The sequence below is a fragment of the Actinomyces oris genome, from assembly GCF_006546825.1.
GTDB classification, from domain to species: domain Bacteria; phylum Actinomycetota; class Actinomycetes; order Actinomycetales; family Actinomycetaceae; genus Actinomyces; species Actinomyces oris.
On sequence record NZ_VICC01000006.1, the window covers coordinates 183,161 to 205,385 of the forward strand.

Sequence of the window (22,225 nt, forward strand, 5' to 3'; positions counted from 1 at the left end):
CCCCTGGCCTCGATCGACGTGCTCCGGCAGGCTGAGGGCGCACCTGCGTCCTAGTCCGTCCCGTGCCACCACGGCCCGTCTCTTAGACAGTTCCACCCCAGTGTTAAGGACCTCATGCTCGGCAACCACGGCCGCGGCCTGACCAAGGCCCTGTTCACCCGACCCGCCCTCGCGCTCGGGCGGCTCGGGGTGACTCCCAACATGCTCACCGTCACCGGAACGGCTCTGTCCGTGACGGCGGCGGTCACCCTGCTGCCCCAGGGGCACTTCGTGGCCGGGCCCCTGGTCCTGCTCGTGGTGCTGGTGGCCGACTCCTTCGACGGCATTCTGGCCCGGGCCACCGGGAAGAGCTCGGTGTTCGGGGCCTTCCTGGACTCCACTATGGACCGCCTCGCCGACGGCGCCGTCCTGGGATCCCTCGCGGCCTGGGCGGCTCTGTCCATGCCCGTCGGCGCGCTGCGTACCGTGACCGTCGCGGCTGCCCTGGTCGCCGTCGTCATGGCGGCCACTGTTCCCTACGCCCGCGCCCGGGCCGAGTCCATTGGCGCCACCGCCTCCGTGGGGATCGCCGAGCGCACCGACCGGCTCTTGGTCGCGCTCGGTTCCACCTTCCTCGTGGGGCTCGGGGCGCCCCAGTGGGTGCTCGCCGCGGGGCTCGTCTACGTGGCGATCGCCTCCTTCATCACCGTGATCCAGCGCGTGCGCGCCGTCCACCAGCAGGTCCGGCAGGGGGATGAGAAGGCATGAGGGTGCGCCTGCCAGCCGTCTCAGACGCCTACCGCCTGGCCTGGCGTGGTACCCGCCACCTGCCCGCGCCGGTGGGCTACAGCCTGGCGCACACTGTCGCCGACGCGCTGTGGGCCTGGCAGCGACTGCGGCGCTCCACCGCCGGGGTGGGACAGCTCGAGCGCAACCTCTCACGCATCCTCCCGGTGGGAACACCACCGCGCGCGCTGCGCCGGGCGACCCGAGCCGGCATGCGCTCCTACATGCGCTACTTCTACGAGGCCTTCGCCCTGCCCGGTATCACATCGGAGCAGATCCTGGCGCGCGTGCGCACCGACATCGACCCCCAGCTGCACGAGGACGTGCGCGCCGGCAGCGTCGTCATGGCTCTGCCACACATGGGCAACTGGGACCTCATCGGAGCCTGGGCCTGCCGTGAGCTCGCCACCGTCCTGACCGTCGCCGAGCGCCTGGAGCCCGAGGACCTCTTCGAGCAGTTCGTCTCCTTCCGCCAGTCACTGGGCATGCGCATCATCGGCCAGTCCCACGGGGAGAAGGTCTTCGACCGCCTCCTTGAGGCGGCGAGCCAGGGGCACTACGTCGTCGCGCTCCTGGCGGACCGGGACCTGTCCTCGGCCGGCATCACCGCGCAGCTGGGCGGCGCCACCGCACGGGTGGCAGCCGGCCCCGCGGCGATCGCTCAGCGCCTGGGACGCCCCCTGTACGCCGCCTCGATCCACTACGAGCCGCTCGCCGGGCAGAGGCTCCGTCGGGCTGGATCGTCCTGGGGGATCGTGCTGACCGCCCGCAGGGTTCCGGCGCCCCACCAGCTGGAGGGACGCGAGCAGGTCGTGGCGCACACGCGCGCCTGGGTCGCCGCGCTGGAGCCTCTGCTTGCCGAGCACGCCGAGGACTGGCACATGCTTCAGCCCGTCTTCGATGCCGACCTGGACCAGGAGCGCCTGGCTCGCAGCCACGCCCGCGACCAGCAGGGCGCCCACGAGGAGGACGCATGAGGATCGGTATCGTCTGCCCCTACTCCTTCGACGCTCACGGAGGCGTCCAGGTCCACGTCATGGACCTGGCCGGTGAGCTCTTCCGCCGCGGCCACGAGGTACAGGTCCTCGCGCCGGCCTCCCAGGACACCGAGCTGCCCGACTGGGTCACCAGCGCCGGTGACTCCATCGCCATTCCCTACAACGGCTCGGTGGCGCGGCTGAACTTCGGTGCCCTCGTGGCCAGGCGGGCCCGACGCTGGCTGGATGCCGGGGACTTCGACATCCTGCACATCCATGAGCCCATCACCCCCAGCGTCGGGATGCTGGCCCTGCAGGCCGCCACCGGGCCGGTGGTGGGCACCTTCCACGCCGCCATGGACCGCTCGCTGGCCCGTGAGCTGCTGAGCCCGGCGACGGTGCCGCTCATGGAGAAGCTCTCGGCCCGCATCGCCGTCTCCGAGGAGGCCCGCCGCACCCTCATCCAGTACCACGGCGGCGACGCCGTCGTCATTCCCAACGGCGTCAATGTCAGGCCCTTCGCCGACGCCCCCAAGGACGACCCCCGGTTCCTGGGCACGGACGAGGCCCCCACCATCTCCTTCCTGGGGCGTCTGGACGAGCCCCGCAAGGGACTGCGGGTCCTGGCCGATGCCATCCCGACGGTGCTGGAGTCGGTGCCCAGGGCGCGCTTCCTCATCGCAGGGCGCGGGCAGGCCCAGGAGATCCGTGAGGAGCTGGCCCGCTTCGGCGACTCCGTGGTCTTCCTGGGTGGCGTCAGCGACGAGGACAAGGCCGCCATGCTGGCCTCGGCCAGCTGCTACGTGGCCCCGCAGACCGGAGGGGAGTCCTTCGGCATCGTCCTGGTGGAGGCCATGGCCGCCGGCACCCGGGTCGTCGCCTCCGACCTCAAGGCCTTCTCGGACGTGCTTGGCGAAGGCCGTTATGGGGCCCTGTTCCGCAACGAGGACGGCAGCGACCTGGCCCGAGTCATCATCGACACCCTGCAGGACGCCACGGCCGCTCAGGCCCGCGTTCAGGCGGCCAGTCAGGTGGTCGGCCGCTACGACTGGTCCGCGGTCACCGACGAGGTGCTCGACGTCTATGACATGGCTCTGTCCACCGCTCACACCCGGGTCGAGCCCGCCCCCGGTTCGCGCACCATGCTGGGCCGGTTGCGCGATGCCCTGGACGACTAGCAGCTGATCTCAGGAGTGATGAGGAACCGACCATGGCAGCAAGCATGACGACGGCCATGACGCAGGCCGTCGATACCCCGGCCAGTGCGACCACGGCCCTACCGGCACTGTCCTCCACAGAGTCCGGCGCGATGACGGCGCCGCTGTGGAGCGTCGTCGTGCTGCTGGTCGGGTTGGCCGTGACCGTCGGGTGGGCCCTCTACGCCAGGGCGGTGCGGGTGGACCGGCTGCACCGGCAGGTGCTGGGAGCTCGGGCCACGCTTGAGGCCCAGCTCGTTCACCGGGCCGAGGCGGCAGCGGAGCTGGCCACCGTTCCCGCCCTGGATCCGGCCTCCGGCCTGCTGCTCAGCCGGGCCGCTCGCGAGGCGCTGGACGCCGAGGGGCCGCTCGTCGATGACGGTCTGGACACCTCCACGCCTCTTGAGGGCATCCCCTCCTCCCATCCTGCTTCCAGCGGCGCGGCGCTCCCGGCGCCGACCGCCCGCAGTCGGGCCCTCATCGAGTCCGACCTCAGTCGGGTCCTGCGAACGGTGGTCAGCGAGCCCGCACGCCGCGAGCTGTCCGCCGACCCGCTGAGCCTGCCCGCGCTCAACCGCCTGGACCGGGCCTGCTCCCGCCTGGTCCTGGCCCGCAGGTTCCACAACACCCACGTCAGCGAGGCCCAGGCCCTCAGGGCACGGCTGCTCGTCCGGATGTGTCACCTGGCTGGGCACGCGCCCATGCCCCAGACCTTCGATGCCGACGACGACACCACCCCTGAGACGCCGCCCGAGCGCGACGACGAGGTGCAACCGAGGTGATTCCATGAGCATGCCCCCCAGTCCCTGGGCTCCCCGTCCCGGATACCGGCGCTCCAGTGCCCTGCCGCGGACCCCAGCCGACTCCGGCCCCCTTCCCGGAGTCGGGCAGCGGTATCAGGTTCATCGTGACACTCAGGGCACGCCTCCTTCGCGGGCCACGGATCCTGAGGATGGCCGGCAGCAGCACGAGCAGGTGGCCTCCCTCATCCCACCTGGTATTCCGGCGAGGGTCGGGGCGATTGTCATGCTGACCGCGATCGTTCTGTTCTCGCTGCTCACCGTGTACTTCTTCTCAGGGCTTCGAGACGATTTCGGTCCGGTCGTGCTTCCATCGTTTCTGCTGGCGCTCATCCCCTTGGGCGGGGTGCTGGTGGTCACGATGCTGCTCGCGGGAGTGTTCTGGTACGTCCGCTGGGAGCCCAGGCCTCCCGGTGTGTTCACGGTGGTCACGCTCCTGGTGGCGTTCCTGTGGGGGACGAGCGTGTCCACCCTGTGCTCGTTGGTGGTCAACGGCTGGGTGGCTCGGGTCATCGCCGAGGCCATGGGGGACCCGAACGCGGCCGGTGTCATTTCAGCGCCTCTGGTGGAGGAGCTGACCAAGGGACTGGGCGTCCTGTTCGTCTTCCTCATCTGGCGCCGCACGATCAATGGGACGATCGATGGGGTCGTGTATGCGGCGTTCACCGCCGCAGGCTTCGCCTTCGTGGAGAATATTCTCTACTTCGTTCAGGGCTGGGAGTACGTGGGGACGATCTTCGTCATGCGAGGGGTCCTGTCCCCGTTTGCCCACCTGACCTTCACCGCCTGCACCGGAGTGGCCATCGGTGTCTCCTCCCGCCGGCGCTCTCAGTACGCCTGGGCGTGGATGGCTCCTGTTGGTCTGGTCGGTGCGATTTTGCTTCATGCGACCTGGAACGGCTTTGTTGCAGCAAACTTCGGGGTGTATCTGCTGCTTCAGTTCCCCTTCTACGCTCTGTGCGCCGGACTGGTCTCGTGGCTGCGTTGGAGTGAGCGCCGGTCGATGCGTCGCGGGCTGGAGGACTACGCCCGCGCCGGCTGGTTCTCCCCGGCCGAAATCCAGATGCTCACCACCGGTGCGGGGCGCCGGTCGGGCAAGCGGTGGGCCGCCACCAGGGGACTGCATGCCTCAGCGGCCATGAACACCTTCCAGAAAGGTGCTGCGGAACTGGCCCAGCTACGCCAGCAGGCGGTGGACAGCCACGATCTGGGCGAACTGTCCGTCAAGGAGACCGAGCTGCTCGACCGGATCAGCCAGGCGCGCCGGTCCTTCCTCGGGGCCGGCTAGAAGACGGCAGTAGCCGGATATCCTGCGACGGTTCAGGTCTCGCTGCGTGAGTATCGGGGACTGTTACGGAGGCGCGGGGTAGCATGCGTGGCGTCAGCATTTTCTCGGAGACGTTGCTGCCGCCCCCGTGCGGCGGCCGCGGCTCACGGCCGGAGGACCACGATTGAGTACAGAACAGACCACTCCCAGCACCGGCACCCTCACCGTCAAACGCGGCATGGCGGACATGCTCAAGGGAGGCGTCATCATGGACGTCGTCACGCCCGAGCAGGCCCGTATCGCCCAGGACGCGGGAGCCGTCGCCGTCATGGCGCTCGAGCGCGTCCCCGCCGACATCCGAGCCCAGGGCGGCGTCGCCCGCATGAGCGACCCCGACCTCATCACCGGCATCATCGAGGCGGTCTCCATCCCGGTCATGGCCAAGGCCCGTATCGGTCACTTCGTGGAGGCCCAGGTCCTCCAGAGCCTCGGCGTGGACTACATCGACGAGTCCGAGGTCCTTACCCCGGCCGACTACGCCCACCACATTGACAAGCAGTCCTTCACCGTTCCTTTCGTGTGCGGAGCCACCAACCTCGGTGAGGCGCTGCGCCGCATCACCGAGGGCGCGGCCATGATCCGCTCCAAGGGGGAGGCCGGAACCGGGGACGTCTCCAACGCGGTGACCCACATGCGCACGATCCGCGATGAGATCCGTCGCCTGACCTCGCTGCCCGAGGACGAGCTCTACGTGGCCGCCAAGGAGCTCGCCGCCCCCTACGAGCTCGTCGCCGAGGTCGCTCGCACCGGGCACCTGCCGGTCGTGCTGTTCACCGCCGGTGGCATCGCCACCCCGGCCGATGCCGCCATGATGATGCAGATGGGGGCCGAGGGCGTCTTCGTGGGCTCGGGCATCTTCAAGTCCGGCGACCCCGCCAAGCGGGCAGCCGCCATCGTGCGCGCCACCGCGCAGTTCGACGACCCCGACGTCATCGCCGAGGTCTCGCGCGGACTGGGCGAGGCGATGGTGGGGATCAACGTCGACGAGATTCCCGAGCCCCACCGCCTGGCGGAACGCGGTTGGTGACCGGCCGCCTGGTCGATGGGCGTCACCCGGTGCTGGTCCCGGAGGACTGGGACCAGCACCTCGACGCCGCCGAGTGGAGCCTGGGGGAGGATGGTCTGCCCTTCAGGACGGCCGCCCGGGTCCTGGCCGTGACCCAGGACGGCGAGGTACTGCTGTTGGTGGGGCACGACGCCGCGGACCCGGATCACAGCTGGGTCTTCACCCCGGGAGGAGGACTTCACAGCGGTGAGGACCCCCGTGCCGGGGCCGTGCGTGAGCTGGTCGAGGAGTCCGGGATCGAGGTGTCCCCGGAGGACCTGGAGGGGCCCATCGCCCACCGGGAGGCGATCTTCCGCTTCGCCTCAGTCACGTGCCGCCAGGACGAGATCTTCTTCCTCCTGCACCTGCCGACCCGGCACCCGATCAGGAAGGACGGCTGGACGTGCCTGGAGCGCGACGTCGTCGACTCCATCTCGTGGTGGAGTGCCGAGCAGCTGCAGGCCGCCCAGCAGCGGGGGCAGGAGATCTACCCGGTGCGCCTGCCCGAGATCGTGGAGGAGCTCGCCTCGGGCTGGAACGGCCGGTGCCTCGACCTGACCGATCCGGTGGACCACGAGGTCCTGGCCGAGCTCGCGAGCAAACCTCCCCGTTACTGCGACCCCAGCGCCTGAAGGAGCCCGATGACTGACCCGAGCCACGCCCACCGCCCGGCCCACACGATGGACGCCCGCCACCCCCGGGCGCTCTTTCCCGCGCTCGCAGCGCCCGACTCCCGGCCCACGGTCGGGATCCTGGCCCTTCAGGGCGACGTGCGCGAGCACTCCTTGGCCCTCGAGGCGGCCGGAGCGCGACCCGTCGTGGTGCGCCGCGCCGCCGATCTGGGTGAGGCCCCCGGCCACCGGCTTGACGGCCTGGTGATCCCCGGAGGGGAGTCGACCACCATGAGTACGCTGCTGGTCGCCTTCGAGATGCTTGCGCCCCTGCGCGAGCTCATCGGCGCGGGCCTGCCCGCCTACGGGTCCTGCGCCGGGATGATTATGCTGGCCGACCGCGTCGAGGGGGCTCAGGAGGGTCAGGCCTTCCTGGGTGGCATCGACATGACCGTGCGCCGCAACGCCTTCGGCCGACAGGTGGACTCCTACGAGGAGGACCTCATCGCCCCGGAGCTCGGCGCGGGGCCGGACCGACCGCTGCGCGCCGTCTTCATCCGGGCCCCCTGGGTGGAGGAGGTGGGCCCGGGCGTCGAGATCCTCGCCACGACCCGCGCCGGACGTGCGGCTGGGGTCGGTGGGGCCGACGGCGGTAGGATCGTCGCGGTTCGTCAAGGATCCCTGCTCGCCACGTCCTTCCACCCGGAGGTCGGAGGCGACCACCGGGTCCACGACGTCTTCGTCTCCATGGTGACGCGCCGGGCCTGAGCAGGTCCGGCAGCGCCCTCAGTATCGACTCCCAAGGAGCACTTATGTCGGGTCACTCCAAGTGGGCCACCACCAAGCACAAGAAGGCCGCCATCGACGCCAAGCGCGGCAAGCTCTTCGCACGTCTCATTAAGAACATCGAGGTTGCTGCCCGCACCGGCGGTGGTGACCCCACCGGTAACCCCACTTTGTTCGACGCCATCCAGAAGGCCAAGAAGAACTCGGTGCCGGCGGACAACATCACCCGCGCCGTCAAGCGCGGCAGCGGCGAGGAGGCCGGTGGCGCCGACTGGCAGACCATCATGTACGAGGGCTACGGCCCCGGCGGGGTCGCCTTCCTCGTCGAGTGCCTCACCGACAACCGCAACCGGGCCGCCTCCGACGTGCGCGTGGCCTTCTCCCGCAACGGCGGAAACCTGGCCGACCCCGGTTCGGTGGCCTACAACTTCACCCGCAAGGGCGTCGTCGAGGTCGCCAAGGCCGACGGCGTGGACGAGGACTCCATCCTCATGGCCGTCCTGGAGGCCGGCGCCGAGGAGGTCGAGGACATGGGCGAGTCCTTCGAGATCTACTCCGAGCCCGGTGACATCGTCGCCGTGCGTACCGCCCTGACGGAGGCGGGGATGGACTACGACTCCGCCGAGGTCCAGTTCGTCGCCGGCACGAAGGTGGAGGTCGACGTCGAAGGAGCCCGCAAGGTCTTCCGCCTCATCGACGCCCTGGAGGACTCCGACGACGTCCAGAACGTCTACACCTCGGTGGACCTCAGCCCGGAGGTGGCCGCCGAGTTCGCCGGCGACGAGGACTGAGCCCCTGGACCTCGCCGGCCTCCGGCCGCGCTCGGCTCGCGCCGTCGTCGCCCAGCAGCGGGTCCTGGGTATCGATCCCGGACTGACCCGCTGCGGTCTGGGATGCGTCGATGTCGACCCTCGCCGTCAGGTGCGCCTCGTGGAGGTCGGCGTGGTTCGCACGCCGCCTTCCCAGAGCCCCGAGCTGAGGCTGCTGACCATCACGGAGGCCATTGAGGACTGGATCGCCCGCCTGGGCCCGTCGGTGGTCTCCATCGAGCGGGTCTTCGCGCAGGACAACCTGCGTTCGGTCATCGGGGTCGCCCAGGTCATGGGGACCGCGATGGCCACGGCGGCGCGCGCGGGCCTGGAGGTCGCTCAGCACACGCCCAGTGAGGCCAAGGCCGCCGTCACGGGCTCGGGCACGGCTGACAAGGCTCAGGTCCAGGCCATGGTCACCCGCATCCTCGGCCTCGACGCCCCACCCCGGCCGGCCGACGCCGCCGACGCCCTGGCGCAGGCGATCTGCCACGGCTGGCGAGGGGGCGGAACGGGCACGGACGACGCCACCGAGATGGTCTCCGCAGGGGGAGCGGTGCGTGTCTCCGCCCGCACGCCGGCACAGCGCCAGTGGGCCGCCGCCCAGGCCGCGGCCCGGCGCACCGGCGCCGTCGACCCGCGACGAGTGCGGCGCTGAGGACCCCGCCGACGTCGGGCTGCTAGGATCCGAACGTCTGTTCGAGCCCCGTCGGTGTCCGTCAAGGCGGCCTGAGAGCGCTCGATCCGCTGAGAACCCCAGGAGAAGTCGCCCATGATCGCCTCCCTGCGCGGCACTGTCCTCAGTGTCGGCCTGACCAACGCCGTCATTGAGACCGGCGGCGTTGGCATGAGTATCCAGGCCACGCCCACCACGCTGTCCGGCCTCAGGGTCGGCGAGGAGACCCTCGTGCACACCGAGATGGTGGTCCGTGAGGACTCGCTGACCCTGTTCGGCTTCGCCGACACCGACGAGAGGGACAGCTTTCGCACCCTGATGAGCGCCAAGGGTGTCGGAGCCAAGCTGGCGCTGGCGATGCTGGCCGTCCACACGCCCAACGCACTCAGGCGGGCCATCGCCTCCCAGGACGTCGCCGCCCTCACGCGGGTACCCGGCCTGGGACCCAAGGGCGCTCAGCGCGTCATCCTGGACGTGGCCGACAAGCTGGGCCCTGTCACCGGGGACGATCTGGGGGCCGCGCAGACTGTTGCGCAGAGCGCGCAGGGGGTGGAGGCGATGAGCGACGGCGGTCCCGAGCCCCACGCGGACGTGGTCGCCGCCCTGGTGCAGCTCGGCTGGAACGAGGCCAGCGCGCAGCAGGCGGTCTCCTCCGTGACGGCTGATGCCGCCGATGGGGGCCAGGAGCCGGACATGGCGGCGGTGCTGCGGGCCTCCTTGAGGTGGCTGGGGGGCGGGCACCGTGGCTGAGCCCGATGAGCTCGATGGGCAGCGCCTGGTCGGTGGCGGTGCCGACGCCACCGAGCGCGCCGCCGAGGCGGCCCTGCGGCCTAAGCGCCTGGAGGACTTCACCGGGCAGGAGGTGGTGCGAGGCCAGCTCTCGGTGGTGCTGCGCTCGGCCCTGGCCCGTGGAGTGACCGCTGACCACGTTCTGCTCTCGGGGCCGCCTGGGCTGGGCAAGACCACCCTGGCCATGATTATCGCCGCCGAGGTGGACGGTTCTCTGCGCCTGACCTCGGGGCCGGCCATCCAGCACGCCGGAGACCTCGCGGCCATCCTGTCCTCCCTGGAGGAGGGGGATGTGCTGTTCATTGATGAGATCCACCGCCTGGCACGCACCGCCGAGGAGATGCTCTACCTGGCGATGGAGGACTTCCGGGTCGACATCGTCGTGGGAAAGGGACCCGGCGCCACCTCCATCCCCCTGTCCCTGCCCCCCTTCACCGTCGTTGGAGCCACCACGAGAGCGGGGCTGCTGCCCGCGCCGCTGCGGGACCGCTTCGGCTTCACCGGGCACCTCGACTACTACGGGCCGGGCGAGCTCACCCGTATCCTCACGCGCAGCGCGGGGCTGCTGGGGGTGAGCCTGGAGGCGGACGCCGCCAAGGAGCTGGCCTCACGCTCACGCGGCACGCCCCGAATCGCCAACCGGCTGCTGCGCCGGGTCCAGGACTGGGCGGAGGTGCACGGGCGTCCCGGTCGGCTGGACCTGGAGGCGGCGCGTGGCGCCCTGGATGTCTTCGAGGTCGACGCCCTGGGCCTGGATCGTCTGGACCGCCAGGTGCTTGAGGCACTGTGCACCCGGTTCGGCGGCGGCCCGGTGGGGCTGACGACGCTGGCAGTCAGCGTGGGGGAGGAGCCCGAGACGGTGGAGACCGTGGCCGAGCCCTACCTGGTGCGAGAGGGGCTCGTGGTGCGCACCCCGCGGGGGCGGGCGGCCACGCCGGCGGCCTACACCCATCTGGGACTCGAGCCCCCTGCCGACGGATCATTGTTCTCCTGAGCGACAACCGGGTAATGTGACCATTTTGTAACCGGTTGGTACCCAGTTGTGCCCGACCACTCGCCAACGGTCGGTAAGGCTCTGGCCCGCGTGCCATAGACTCGCCACCGCCGGCCTGTGACAGTCGTAGGTCTGCATCAGCCGGGACTGCCTAGTCGAAACGGAAGAGGCCTCCATGTCGTCGTATTTCATCTGGATCATGCTCATCGGGATGCTCCTGATGATGTGGTTCGTCAGCCGCCGGCAGCGCGCGATGCAGGAGGAGCAGAAGCGCCGTACCGAGAAGGGCCTGGTACCCGGCAACTGGGTTCGCACCATTGGCGGCTTCTACGGCACGGTTGTCGAGGTCGACGGCGACGTGGTCACCCTGGCCACGCCGCTGGGCGACGAGACTCTGTGGAGCAAGCGGGCGATCGCCGCCATCGAGGAGCCGCCCTTCGGCTCCGCCTCCGCCCACGAGGAGTCCGGCTCCGACGTCGAGCAGACTGACAACGACATCCAGGACTCCGAGCAGGACGCGGCCGAGCCGCAGTCCTGATGTCGCGAACCGAGCGCTCTGCCACGATGTGAGCGCGGCGGCTCCCCGCGGAGCCCTGCACACCCCACCCGCGCCTGGCGACCAGACTCGCCGAGTCCACCGGAAACGGTGCGTCTCATGGTGGTGCCCGCCAAGCATCCCTACCCCACACTCACCTCAGCCTTCGGGCCATGTGCTCGAGCACACTCCACTCCAGGAAGGGACCACGTGTCCAGTAAGCAGCGAAAGCGCCCAGGGCGCCGCCTCCTGATGTTCATCCTCGTCCTCGCCATCGGCTTCGGTGCGCTCGTGGCGGGAAGCATGAGGCACAAGGCCTCGCTCACCCCCGGCCTCGCCCTCGATCTGGAGGGCGGGACCCAGCTCATCCTGACGCCCACCACCTCCGACGGCTCGGCGATCAGTGACAACGACGTCGAGCAGGCCATCGAGGTGATCCGCCAGCGCGTGGACGCCTCCGGTGTCTCCGAGGCGCAGATCTCCCGCCAGGGCGGTCAGAACATCGTTGTCTCGCTGCCCGGTAAACCCAGCCAGGCCACCCTGGAGCTGGTGCGCACCTCGGCCGTCATGTACTTCCGCCCGGTCCTGCGCATCCTGCCGGGCAGCGCCCAGCAGGCCGCCAAGAACATCGCCAGCCAGAACCCCTCTGGTGGGCCGACCCCGGCGCAGGCGGCTCAGTCCAGCCCGAGCGCCAGCAGCGAGGCGACTCAGCCGGCGGCGGACTCCGAGGGCGCCGAGGAGGGTTCGGGCCAGGGCGAGCAGCCGGCCGCGACTCCGGCCCCCACCGCGCAGCCCACGGCCCAGTCGACGGCACAGCCCAGGACTCCCGAGGAGATCGCCAAGCAGCTGGCGGACGTCAACCAGGACGGGGTCATCTCCTCCGACCCGCTCCCCGCTCAGGACAAGACGAACTCGTCGGACTCCTGGATCACCGAGAAGCTCCTCTACGACGGCTACATGACCGACTGCTCCGACCCGAAGAACCTCACCGGTCAGACGCAGGACCCCAAGGTCGCCGTCATCTCCTGCTCCAAGGAGGCCGGCTCCCAGCACCAAGGCGCCTACATCCTCGGCCCGGCCGAGATCACCGGCACCGAGCTCAAGAGCGCCAACTCGGGCCTGGAGACCGACTCGCGAGGACAGGCCACCCGGCAGTGGGTCGTCTCGCTGGCCTTCAACGCCGACGGCACCAAGAAGTTCGCCGAGATGTCCAAGCGGCTGCTGGCCTACCGCGACCAGGCCAGTGCCGCCGGCGCGCAGGGGGCTCAGGGCGCTCAGAACCAGGACAGCCAGGCCAAGGCCCAGTTCGCCATCGTCCTGGACGGGCTGACCATCATGGCCTCCGGCTTCAACGAGACCGTCCACTCGCCGATCACCGACGGACGGGTCCAGATCACCGGTGGCTTCAGCCAGAACCAGGCCAACACGCTGGCCAACCAGCTCTCCTTCGGCTCGCTGCCGCTGAGCTTCACGGTGCAGTCCGAGCAGCAGATCTCCGCCACCTTGGGAACCGAGCAGCTGCGCAACGGCCTGATCGCCGGGCTCATCGGCTTCGCCCTCATCATCCTCTACCTGGCCTGGCAGTACCGCGGCCTGGCGGTGGTGGCCGTGGCCTCCCTGGTGGTGGCAGCAGCCGGCACCTACCTGGTCATCGCGGCCCTGAGCGCGACCATGGGGTACCGCCTGTCCCTGGCGGGGGTGGCCGGACTCATCATCTCCATCGGCATCACAGTCGACTCCTTCATCATCTACTTCGAGCGCGTCCGTGACGAGGTGCGTCAGGGGCGGACCCTGAGGACCGCGATCGATGAGGGATGGAAGCACGCCAGGCGCACGATCCTCGTCTCCGACGCCGTCAACCTCGTGGCCGCGATCGTCCTGTACTTCCTGGCCGTCGGCGGGGTGCAGGGATTCGCCTTCACCCTGGGGGTGACCACGTGCGTGGACCTGGCCATCATCATCCTGTTCACCCACCCGATGATGGAGTGGATCGTCCGATTCCGCTTCTTCGGCGAGGGGCACCGCCTCTCCGGCCTCGACCCCGAGCACCTCGGGGCGACGTCCTCGACCTACGGCAAGGGGCGCGAGGCCGTCGCCGACCGCGTGACCGGGTCGCTGGCGCGTCGCAAGGCCGAGGCCCGCAGAAACGCTGAGAGCACGGAGGACGCGGCTGAGGAGTCCGGCGGCGAGGCCGCCGACGATGAGGCTGAGCAGCAGGACGGTGACGCGGTCGATGCCGCGGCCGACAAGGGAAAGGACGGTGAGACGAAGTGAAGTCTCTCGCCACGCTCGGTAACGAGCTCTACTCGGCCAAGACATCCATCCCCTTCGTCGGCAAACGGAAGATCTGGTACCTCATCGCCGTCGTCATCATTCTTGGCTCGGCCACGCTCCTGGGCACCGTGGGACTGACTCCGGGCATCGACTTCAAGGGCGGTTCGGAGATCACGATCACGGGGCTGTCCTCCCCCTCAGAGCGTCCCGCCAACGAGGTCCTCTCCAAGAGCGACCTGGCGGCCGGTTCCTCGGTGACGACCATGGGCTCGTCGTCGGTGAGGGTGCAGACCTCTGAGCTGAGCAAGCAGCGCCTCGACTCGCTGGCCGGTCAGCTCGCCACCGCCTACAAGACCGACGCCTCCAATGTCTCAGCGACGACTGTGGGACCGACCTGGTCCTCCGACGTCACGAAGAAGGCGGTTCGAGGACTGGTCCTGTTCTTCATCTTCGTCGGACTGCTCATCTGGGCGTACTTCCGCACCTGGAAGATGGCGGCGGCGGCCCTGCTCGCCCTGTGCCACGACATCATCGTCACCGTGGGCATCTACGCCCTGTCCGGATTCGAGGTCACTCCGGCCACGATCATCGGTGTGCTGACGATTCTGGGCTACTCCCTCTACGACACGGTGGTGGTCTTCGACAAGATCCGGGAGAACACCGAGGACTTCGAGTCCCAGAGCCGATCCACCTACGCCGAGCTGGCGAACCTGGCGGTCAACCAGACCTTCATCCGCTCGATCAACACCTCCGTGGTCGGCGTGCTCCCGGTGGCCTCGCTGCTGTTCGTCGGCGCCTTCATCCTGGGGGCGGGAACGCTGCGCGACATCGCCCTGACGCTGTTCATCGGCATGATCGCCGGAACCCTGTCCTCGATCTTCCTGGCCACCCCCCTCCTGGTGGACCTGCGCTCACGTGAGACGCGCATCAAGGAGCAGGCCGCCAAGGTCGCCGCGGCGCGCCAGCACCGTCGGGACGAGGCCGGTGACGACGCCGAAGAACTGGCTAAGATTGACGCGGCTCCGGCCGCCTCACCAGTCACTCCCGGCCACCACCTCGGCGTGGCGGCTCAGCCGAAAAGGAAGAAGAAGCGCAGATGACCGCTCCCGTGGCCCATTCCGAGTCGGTGCCCGAGTCTCTGACCAGGCTGGTCATGAGCCACTTGCGCGAGATTCCCGACTTCCCCGAGCCGGGGGTCCTCTTCCGGGACATCACTCCGCTCCTGGCCGATGGGCAGGCCTTCGCCGCTCTCGTCGAGGGGCTGGCCGATCACTACCGGGGTCGGATCGATGCGATCGCGGGGCTCGAGTCGCGCGGCTTCATCCTGGCGGCGCCCTTGGCGGTTCGACTCGGGGTCGGCATGATTACGGTGCGCAAGGGCGGCAAGCTGCCCGGCCCGGTCATCGGTGTGGACTACGCACTCGAGTACGGCACGGCCCGGATGGAGCTGAGGCCCGAGACCGTCACCAAGGGTGCGCGTGTCCTGGTCATCGACGACGTGCTGGCCACCGGTGGGACGGCCGCCGCCTCCATCTCCCTCATTGAGCAGGCCGGCGCCACGGTGGAGGCCATCTGCATGCTGCTGGAGCTGTCCGATCTGGGCGGTCGCCGCCAGCTCCAGGGGCGTGAGGTCGACTCGATCGTCATCTTCTGAGGCGGCAGCTCGTCGCAGGCCCGCTGCTCGACGGGTAGCCGGGGCTGTTTCTCGTGCGGTGTCGTGATCCTGAAGGACGTGACACCGCACGGTCACCGGCAGCGCCGGCACGCCTCGGTGTGCCGGCCGCTATATGATGCGTCAATGACGGAGACGAAGAACACCCCGGACACGTCAGGTGACAGTGTTGTTCCCGGCTCGCGCGTGCGCAGCCGACTGGCGTGGTTCGGCTCCCGGGGACACTCCACACCGGCGGCCATCGAGCCGCTGCTGCGCGCGGTGCGCGCCAACCACCCCAAGGCCGACACGAGCCTCATCGTGCGCGCCTACGAAGTGGCGGAGAAGGCTCACTCCGGTCAGCGACGCAAGTCGGGGGAGCCCTACATCACCCACCCGGTGGCAGTGGCAACCATCCTGGCCGAGCTGGGAATGACGGCCCAGACGCTGGCGGCTGCCGTCCTGCACGACACCGTGGAGGACACCGACTACACCCTCGAGCGTCTGCGCGCCGACTTCGGCGACGAGATCAGCCTGCTCGTCGACGGCGTCACCAAGCTCGACAAGCTCCAGTACGGTGAGGCCGCCCAGGCCGAGACGGTGCGCAAGATGATTATCGCGATGTCCAAGGACATCCGGGTGCTGGTCATCAAGCTCGGCGACCGCCTTCACAACGCCCGCACCTGGAAGTACGTCTCCGCGGAGAACGCCGCCCGCAAGGCCAAGGAGACCCTGGAGATCTATGCGCCCCTGGCCCACCGTCTGGGGATGAACACGATCAAGTGGGAGCTGGAGGACCGGTCCTTCAAGGCCCTCTACCCGGGCGTGTACGAGGAGATCGAGCACATGGTGGCCGAGCGTGCCCCGGCTCGTGAGGAGTACCTGCGTCAGGTCCGACTCCAGATCGAGGAGGACCTGAGGGTCAACAAGATCAAGGGCGCCGTGACCGGACGGCCCAAGCACTACTACTCGATCTACCAGAAGATGATCGTGCGGGGGAAGGACTTCGACGATATCTACGACCTGGTGGCGCTGCGAGTCATCGTCGACACCGTCCAGGACTGCTACGCGGTGCTCGGCTCCCTGCACTCGCGCTGGACCCCCATGAGCGGGCGCTTCAAGGACTACATCGCCGTCCCCAAGTTCAACCTCTACCAGTCGCTGCACACGACTGTCGTCGGGCCGGGTGGCAAGCCGGTGGAGATTCAGATCCGCACCCACGAGATGCACCGCATGGCCGAGTACGGCGTGGCCGCGCACTGGCGCTACAAGGAGGACCCCAACGCCTCGGGCCCCAGCGCCCTGGGAGGCAGGCCCGGAGACTCCGACCAGGGCGACATGGGCTGGCTGCGTCAGCTCGTCGACTGGCAGAAGGAGACCCAGGACCCCACCGAGTTCCTCGACGCCCTGCGCTACGAGATGGCCGGGGACCAGGTCTACGTCTTCACCCCCCGGGGTGATGTCCTCGCACTGCCGGCGGGAGCCACCCCGGTGGACTTCGCCTACGCCGTCCACACCGAGGTCGGCCACCGCACCGTGGGTGCACGCGTCAACAGCCGACTGGTGCCCCTGGACACGCGTCTGGAGAACGGTGACACGGTGGAGGTCTTCACCTCCAAGGCCATCAACGCCGGACCCTCGCGCGACTGGCTCTCCTTCGTCGCCTCCACCCGGGCCCGCAACAAGATACGTTCGTGGTTCTCCAAGGAGCGTCGTGAGGAGGCCATCGAGGAGGGCAAGGGCGCCATCGCCCGCACCCTGCGCAAGCAGAACCTTCCCCTGCAGCGCCTCATGAGCCACGAGACCCTCATGAACGTGGCCAAGACCCTCGACAAGGTCGACATTGACGGCCTGTACGCCGCGGTGGGTGAGGGACACGTGTCGGCCCAGCACGTCGTCGACACCCTGGTGGCCACCATGGGCGGGGAGGACGGCGCCGAGGAGACCCTCGCGGAGGGGATCCTGCCCACCCGGGCCACGACGCACCGCCGGCCGCGTACGGCCGACGCCGGAGTCGTCGTCGCCGGTATGGACGAGGGCGACGTCTACGTCAAGCTGGCGCGCTGCTGCACCCCCATGCCGGGTGATCCCATCGTCGGCTTCATCACCCGCGGTTCGGGTGTCTCAGTGCACCGGGCCGACTGCCAGAACGTCGAACAGCTCCAGCGTGAGCCCGAGCGCCTCATCACCGTCTCCTGGGCGGACCACGCCCAGTCGGCCTACCTGGTCCAGGTGGAGGTCGAGGCCCTGGACCGCGGGGGCCTGCTCGCCGACATCACCCGAGCGCTGGCAGACAGCCACGTCAACCTGGTGAGCGCCTCCATCGCCACGAGCCGTGACCGGGTCGTCACCGGGCGGTTCGTCGTCGAGCTGGCCGAGGTCGGGCACCTGGACCACACGCTGGCGGCCCTGCGGCGCATCGACGGCGTCTTCGAGGCGCGCAGAAGCCTGTCCACGACACGTCGTCGATGAAGAGGAATGGGGACGAGTGGGTGCCACGTGACTACTGATCGTTACGTGACATTCAGTCTGGCACTATGGACTCTTCGTAAGTAGGAGTCTCCAGAGCCATGTGCAGCTGCCTCCATCACGGCAAGCTGGTCGAATTCATCCAGCAAGGATGGCCAACGATTATTGCGAAGGCGAAAGGCGATGACTGATGTCACATGCTCCCCTTGGTAATCTTTGGGTGAGAATTTGATCTTGCGTCGATCGGAAGAGTGTATGACAAGGTTTCGGGTCTGCCGCCGAGTAATTGAGTAATTATATGAGTATGCTGTTATGTCTCCAAAATCGATTCGAGTTGTTCTGCCAAGGAAGGAGCGTTTCTTGACGAATCCTGGCCCGACCTCGACGTAGTTCACGAATGTTTGGAAGGCCACTCCAGCCCCTAAACCAATAAGGATGGCGGCGCACACGAGCCATATGGTGGCGACGCCGGCGTCATCGTCAGAAAATGAAGGGGTGACCCATCGCCTGCAGCCGAGCCAGAGGCAGGCCAGGCCGACGAGTAATACCCCTCCGCCGCCGAGCAACTGATGCTGTGGCGGTCTTGATCGTGCAACGCCATTTTCTGACATGTGGAGCCTGTCACTCGTTCAAAGTGGTCCAATCTCGACCTCATGAGGATGGCGAGCATCATAGCACGACCGAAAGGGAATGGAATAACAACATGAGTTTCTTCTACTGGGAGCCATGAACAGCGTCACTGAGGGCGTCATGAAGGCTTTGGCTGGTGCTTGCGGTGGTGACGTGAATCAATGTTCTTCGAGAATGTGTCGCTGTTTACTGGCGGAATGCGACGGACTCGATGATGTGCTGCGCCCGCGGGCAGCCTCTGCTGGCAGCCCCGCGACAGTGATTGAGCGTGAGCAGGAGACGGACTCGGCTCACTCCGTGGTTGCGGGCGGTCAGGATGGCTTGCACAGCCTGCACCGGTGTCCCCAGACGGGCGATGTCGACGGCGGCTCGGGCGATCGTGGCGCAGGTGATACCCCCGATCACGGTCGTGTCGCAGTGAGGCAGCCGACCTCGTTTAGTCACCAGGTAGGGCAGTCGACTCCGACGACCGCCGGGCAGGCTCACCTCCAGGGAGTCGGGCGGGGGCCCACCGACGTGCACCCACAGGGCAGTGCTCGCCAGAAGCACACCTCGGCAGGGCAGCGCAGCGGCAATGGCCCGCATACGTCCCTCGGCCGAGCGCAGCGTGTCGGCCGGTTGCAAGTTGCCCAGAATGTTGACCAGCAGCCGGGGGTCGAGCCCGGCGCACCTGAGTACCTGCATATCCTGGGGCGGAAGCGTGCCCAGAACCGGGGTCAGCGGGCGGGCGGACAGGTGGGCCACGGCGGCGTGGCCGGGTACCGGGACAAAACGAGCCATATGCCATCGTGGACGTCAACCGGCCGCGGGCGCCACAGTGAACCGGCCGCCTGTGGATAACCTCGTGGTGACCGCGCGGAATTGACCCTCACGCGGCGGGAGGCTCCACGGTGGATGACACGCACCCGGACACGCGCCAGGTGGAGCCAGTACTGAGGAAGGAGACTACGGTGAAGGACTCTCAAGAGCGTCATGCTGGAGCTGAAAGGCCTGGCACGACAGCCGAGGCCACGGTCGATGCCGTGTCGGACGATGCTGACATCGCCATGACGGTCGGAGAGGTCTCAACGCTCCTGGGCGTCAGCGTCAGGGCGCTGCATCACTGGGACGAGTCCGGCCTGGTGCATCCCTCCCGGCGCAGTGCCGCCGGCTACCGGCTCTACAGCGAGGCGGACATCATGCGCATCCAGCAGGTCCTCGTCTACCGGCAGACCGGCATGAGCCTGGCCGACATCAAGGCAGTCCTTGACGAGCCGGGCGCCGATGCACTGACGCACCTGCGCCGTCAGCGCGAGCTGGTGCAAGGACAGATCTCCCACCTCCAGCACAAGCTCAGCTCCATCGACATGGTGATCGATATACATCAGTTGGGAGCGAGGATCTCCGTGGCTGAGATGGCGGAGATCTGGGGGACCGACTGGGACCCCGTCTATGTCGAGGAGGCCCGCGTCCGGTGGGGTGATACACCGGAGTGGGCCGAGTCCTACCAACGCAAGGCTCGGATGTCTCGCGCCGACTGGGAGCGGGCGCACGAGGAGACTGTCGCTCTGGAGACCGCGCTTGCCGAGGCGATGCGCAACGGCGTCGAACCGGGCAGCCCCGAGGCCAATGCCTTGGCGCGGTGGCACCGCAAGGACTTCAACCGGTGGTTCGAGGTCTCCACCTCCAAGCAGGTCATTATCGCCCGCGGCTATGTGGCGGACGAACGCTATGCCCGCTACTACGACAAGCGCGCACCGGGTCTGGCGGCCTGGCTCAAGGACGTCATCGACGCCTGCGCCAGCTCTGAGGGAGTGGATCCAGAAACCGCCACCTGGGAGTAGCAGATCGCCCGACCAGGGCCACCAGGACGAGACACGAGGCGGGGCCGACACCGGTGGGTGGTATCGGCCCCGCCTCAGACGCTCCTTCAGTCTCAGAGCTGAGCGGAAGGTACTCGGCTCAGGCCTTGGCTGAGCGCAGTACCTGCTCGAGCCAGGCCCGGCGAGCCGTCAGCGCGGCCTCGGCCTCGGCGATCTTCTTGGCGTCACCGGCGGCCTGGGCGGCTGCCAGGTCCTTCTCCAGTCCGGCGATCGCGTCCTGGAGCTGACCGGCCAGGCCCTCGGCGCGGGCCTTGGTCTCCGGGTCGGTGCGGCGCCACTCGGCGTTCTCGGCCTCACGGATCGCGTCCTCGACGGCGCGCATGCGGCCCTCAATGCGACGCACGGCGCCGCGGGGGACCCGCCCGGCCTCCTCCCAGGCGTCCTGAATGGGGCGCAGGGCCTTCTTGGCGGCCTTGATGTCCTTGATGGGCAGGAGCGCTTCGGCCTTGGCCACCAGCGCTTCCTTGACCTTGAGGTTCTCGGCGAACTCGGCGTCGACGGCCTCGTCCTTGGCGCGGCGGGCGTCGTAGAAGACCTGCTGGGCGGCCCGGAAGCGGGCCCACAGGGCGTCGTCCTCCTTGCGGGAGGCGCGTCCGGCCTTCTTCCACTCGGCCAGCAGGTCACGGTACTTCGCGGAGGTGCCGGCCCAGTCGGTGGAGGTCTGCATCTCCTCGGCGCGCTTGATGAGCGCTTCCTTGGCGGCTCGCACCTGCGCCTGCTTGGCGTCCAGCTCGCTGAAGAACTGGCGGCGGTGACGGTCGAAGGTGGTGCGCGCGTGGGAGAAGCGCTTCCACAGCCCGTCCTCGGTGGGGCGGTCCAGGCGCGGCCCGCGCCGCTGCGCGGCCTTCCAGGACTCGAGCAGCTCACGCAGCTCGGCGCCGGAGTTCTTCCACTGCGTGCGGGCCGGGTCCTGCTCGGCGATGGCCTCAGCGCGCTCGACGATCGCCGTGCGCTCCTTGAGAGCCTGCTCCTTGGCGGCCGCGCGCTCGGCGGAGACGGCCTCGCGCCGCTCGGCGGCCACGGTCTTGAGCGCGGCGAAACGGGCCCGCAGTCCCTCCAGGTCGCCGACGGCGGCCGGCTCGGTGAGGGACTCGGAGATCGAGGACAGGGTCGAGTCGATCTCTCGGACGCTGAGCTGGGGCAGGCGGGTGGCGAACAGGTCGATGGTCGCCTTGAGGTCCAGGTAGCGGCGCACGTAGAAGGCCATGGCCTCGGCGATCGGGGCATCGGGGAACTGGCCGACCTCGCGCTCGGCGCCGCCGTCCTGCACGTAGACCCGGCCCTCACCGTCCACGCGTCCCCACTTGGCGGCGTCCATGGCCTCCTGCGGGTCGACGGCCGGCTCGGCAGGTGCCGCAGGCGCCGCTGCCGGGGCGGGCACCTCGGCCGGGGTCGGCGTGGCGTCCTCCTGCGCGGTCTCTACGGTCTGCTGCTTGTCAGCGGCCTGCTCGGCGGGCTCCTCAACGGTCTCGCCGGCGGGTTCATCGCTCACCGGCTCCGTCGGGGTGGGCGCCGAGGACGCTTCCGAGGTGCTGCTGGCTGCAGGCTCTGCGGGCTCTGTGGCCTCGGCCTCCGCAACGGGCGAGGAGGCGGCTTCAGGCGCCTGCTCCGTCGGGCTGGGCGCTGCCGACTCGTTCAGGTCAGTCGGCTGGATGGTCTGTTCAGTGTCTGACTGGCTATCAGGCTGGTTGTCAGACCGGTTGTCGGGCTGGATCCGCTCAGTCACGGGATGCTCCTTCATGGTTGACGGGGAGGGAGCGGTATGACCGCTCCGTTCCGTTCGCGCCCGGCTCTCAAGCCGGGTGGTGGTGAGGTGCCGTCGGAGGACGGCAGTGTCGAAAGTCTACGTTCCCGCTGGCTCCATTCACCATCCTTCGCCCCACTGATTTCAGTTGACTCGTTGAGCGCCGGTGCCCCTCACGAGCGGGCCGGTGTCGGTTGCCCCAACCTCGTCGCCGGCTGGCGCTGTTAGCATGTGACCATGCTCGCGTGACTCGCCCCTGTGCCCCCACCACCTCATGCCAAGGAC

The 22,225-nt window shown here is 68.7% G+C and carries 20 protein-coding genes; 18 read left to right on the plus strand and 2 right to left on the minus strand.

Translation table 11 applies throughout. The features are described 5' to 3' along the window. Positions 1 to 114 precede the first annotated feature (114 nt). The 17 genes from pgsA (at position 115) to FK267_RS08365 (ending at position 17,707) form a co-directional block, all read left to right on the plus strand. Positions 115 to 747, plus strand: coding sequence for a phosphatidylinositol phosphate synthase (gene pgsA, locus FK267_RS08285; protein ID WP_075379222.1), 633 nt, complete (start codon positions 115 to 117; stop codon positions 745 to 747). Continuing rightward, positions 744 to 1,742, plus strand: coding sequence for a phosphatidylinositol mannoside acyltransferase (locus FK267_RS08290; protein ID WP_141406914.1), 999 nt, complete (start codon positions 744 to 746; stop codon positions 1,740 to 1,742). Before pgsA ends, FK267_RS08290 begins: the two co-directional genes overlap by 4 nt. Beyond that, on the plus strand, positions 1,739 to 2,920 hold the full coding sequence (locus FK267_RS08295) for a glycosyltransferase family 4 protein (RefSeq protein ID WP_141406915.1): 1,182 nt from the start codon (positions 1,739 to 1,741) through the stop codon (positions 2,918 to 2,920). The genes FK267_RS08290 and FK267_RS08295 overlap by 4 nt, the downstream gene beginning before the upstream one ends. Positions 2,921 to 2,952: 32 nt before the next feature. Continuing rightward, positions 2,953 to 3,720: a hypothetical protein gene (locus tag FK267_RS08300; RefSeq protein ID WP_141406916.1), complete on the plus strand. Its 768-nt coding sequence runs from the start codon at positions 2,953 to 2,955 to the stop codon at positions 3,718 to 3,720. Between the two features lie 4 nt (positions 3,721 to 3,724). Beyond that, a complete protein-coding gene (locus tag FK267_RS08305; RefSeq protein WP_141406917.1) occupies positions 3,725 to 5,026 on the plus strand; it encodes a PrsW family intramembrane metalloprotease in 1,302 nt (433 codons plus the stop codon). Positions 5,027 to 5,189: 163 nt separating this feature from the next. Next, positions 5,190 to 6,092 carry a pyridoxal 5'-phosphate synthase lyase subunit PdxS gene (gene pdxS / locus FK267_RS08310; protein ID WP_004564804.1) on the plus strand — a complete coding sequence of 301 codons (903 nt, stop codon included), beginning with the start codon at positions 5,190 to 5,192 and terminating at the stop codon, positions 6,090 to 6,092. Continuing rightward, a complete protein-coding gene (locus tag FK267_RS08315) occupies positions 6,089 to 6,742 on the plus strand; it encodes an NUDIX hydrolase (protein ID WP_101558114.1) in 654 nt (217 codons plus the stop codon). The genes pdxS and FK267_RS08315 overlap by 4 nt, the downstream gene beginning before the upstream one ends. A gap of 9 nt (positions 6,743 to 6,751) precedes the next feature. Next, positions 6,752 to 7,489 carry a pyridoxal 5'-phosphate synthase glutaminase subunit PdxT gene (pdxT, locus tag FK267_RS08320; RefSeq protein WP_020991492.1) on the plus strand — a complete coding sequence of 246 codons (738 nt, stop codon included), beginning with the start codon at positions 6,752 to 6,754 and terminating at the stop codon, positions 7,487 to 7,489. Positions 7,490 to 7,533: 44 nt separating this feature from the next. After that, a complete protein-coding gene (locus FK267_RS08325) occupies positions 7,534 to 8,298 on the plus strand; it encodes a YebC/PmpR family DNA-binding transcriptional regulator (protein ID WP_004564807.1) in 765 nt (254 codons plus the stop codon). Positions 8,299 to 8,368: 70 nt separating this feature from the next. Next, a complete protein-coding gene (locus FK267_RS08330) occupies positions 8,369 to 8,974 on the plus strand; it encodes a crossover junction endodeoxyribonuclease RuvC (RefSeq protein WP_101558115.1) in 606 nt (201 codons plus the stop codon). Positions 8,975 to 9,088: 114 nt separating this feature from the next. Then, on the plus strand, positions 9,089 to 9,742 hold the full coding sequence (gene ruvA, locus FK267_RS08335; protein WP_141406919.1) for a Holliday junction branch migration protein RuvA: 654 nt from the start codon (positions 9,089 to 9,091) through the stop codon (positions 9,740 to 9,742). After that, positions 9,735 to 10,775, plus strand: a complete 1,041-nt coding sequence (gene ruvB, locus FK267_RS08340) for a Holliday junction branch migration DNA helicase RuvB (RefSeq protein ID WP_004564810.1) — start codon at positions 9,735 to 9,737, stop codon at positions 10,773 to 10,775. Before ruvA ends, ruvB begins: the two co-directional genes overlap by 8 nt. 175 nt (positions 10,776 to 10,950) lie before the next feature. Continuing rightward, positions 10,951 to 11,313 carry a preprotein translocase subunit YajC gene (gene yajC / locus FK267_RS08345; RefSeq protein ID WP_004564811.1) on the plus strand — a complete coding sequence of 121 codons (363 nt, stop codon included), beginning with the start codon at positions 10,951 to 10,953 and terminating at the stop codon, positions 11,311 to 11,313. A gap of 207 nt (positions 11,314 to 11,520) precedes the next feature. Further along, on the plus strand, positions 11,521 to 13,584 hold the full coding sequence (secD, locus tag FK267_RS08350) for a protein translocase subunit SecD (RefSeq protein WP_141406920.1): 2,064 nt from the start codon (positions 11,521 to 11,523) through the stop codon (positions 13,582 to 13,584). Further along, the gene (secF, locus tag FK267_RS08355; RefSeq protein ID WP_141406921.1) at positions 13,581 to 14,684 is read left to right on the plus strand and encodes a protein translocase subunit SecF; all 1,104 of its coding nucleotides are present in this window, start codon (positions 13,581 to 13,583) and stop codon (positions 14,682 to 14,684) included. The genes secD and secF overlap by 4 nt, the downstream gene beginning before the upstream one ends. Next, positions 14,681 to 15,238 carry an adenine phosphoribosyltransferase gene (locus FK267_RS08360; protein ID WP_004564814.1) on the plus strand — a complete coding sequence of 186 codons (558 nt, stop codon included), beginning with the start codon at positions 14,681 to 14,683 and terminating at the stop codon, positions 15,236 to 15,238. Before secF ends, FK267_RS08360 begins: the two co-directional genes overlap by 4 nt. Before the next feature lie 144 nt (positions 15,239 to 15,382). Further along, positions 15,383 to 17,707 carry a RelA/SpoT family protein gene (locus FK267_RS08365; protein WP_009747358.1) on the plus strand — a complete coding sequence of 775 codons (2,325 nt, stop codon included), beginning with the start codon at positions 15,383 to 15,385 and terminating at the stop codon, positions 17,705 to 17,707. A gap of 813 nt (positions 17,708 to 18,520) precedes the next feature. Here the strand turns inward: FK267_RS08365 and FK267_RS08370 are convergent. Further along, positions 18,521 to 19,114, minus strand: a complete 594-nt coding sequence (locus FK267_RS08370; RefSeq protein ID WP_141406922.1) for a hypothetical protein — start codon at positions 19,112 to 19,114, stop codon at positions 18,521 to 18,523. Positions 19,115 to 19,284: 170 nt separating this feature from the next. On the opposite strand from FK267_RS08370, the gene FK267_RS08375 reads away from it, so the two are divergent. Next, positions 19,285 to 20,157, plus strand: coding sequence for a MerR family transcriptional regulator (locus FK267_RS08375; RefSeq protein WP_141406923.1), 873 nt, complete (start codon positions 19,285 to 19,287; stop codon positions 20,155 to 20,157). A gap of 118 nt (positions 20,158 to 20,275) precedes the next feature. Here FK267_RS08375 and FK267_RS08380 read toward each other — a convergent pair whose 3' ends face one another. Next, positions 20,276 to 21,937: a DUF349 domain-containing protein gene (locus tag FK267_RS08380; RefSeq protein WP_141406924.1), complete on the minus strand. Its 1,662-nt coding sequence runs from the start codon at positions 21,935 to 21,937 to the stop codon at positions 20,276 to 20,278. Positions 21,938 to 22,225 lie beyond the last annotated feature (288 nt).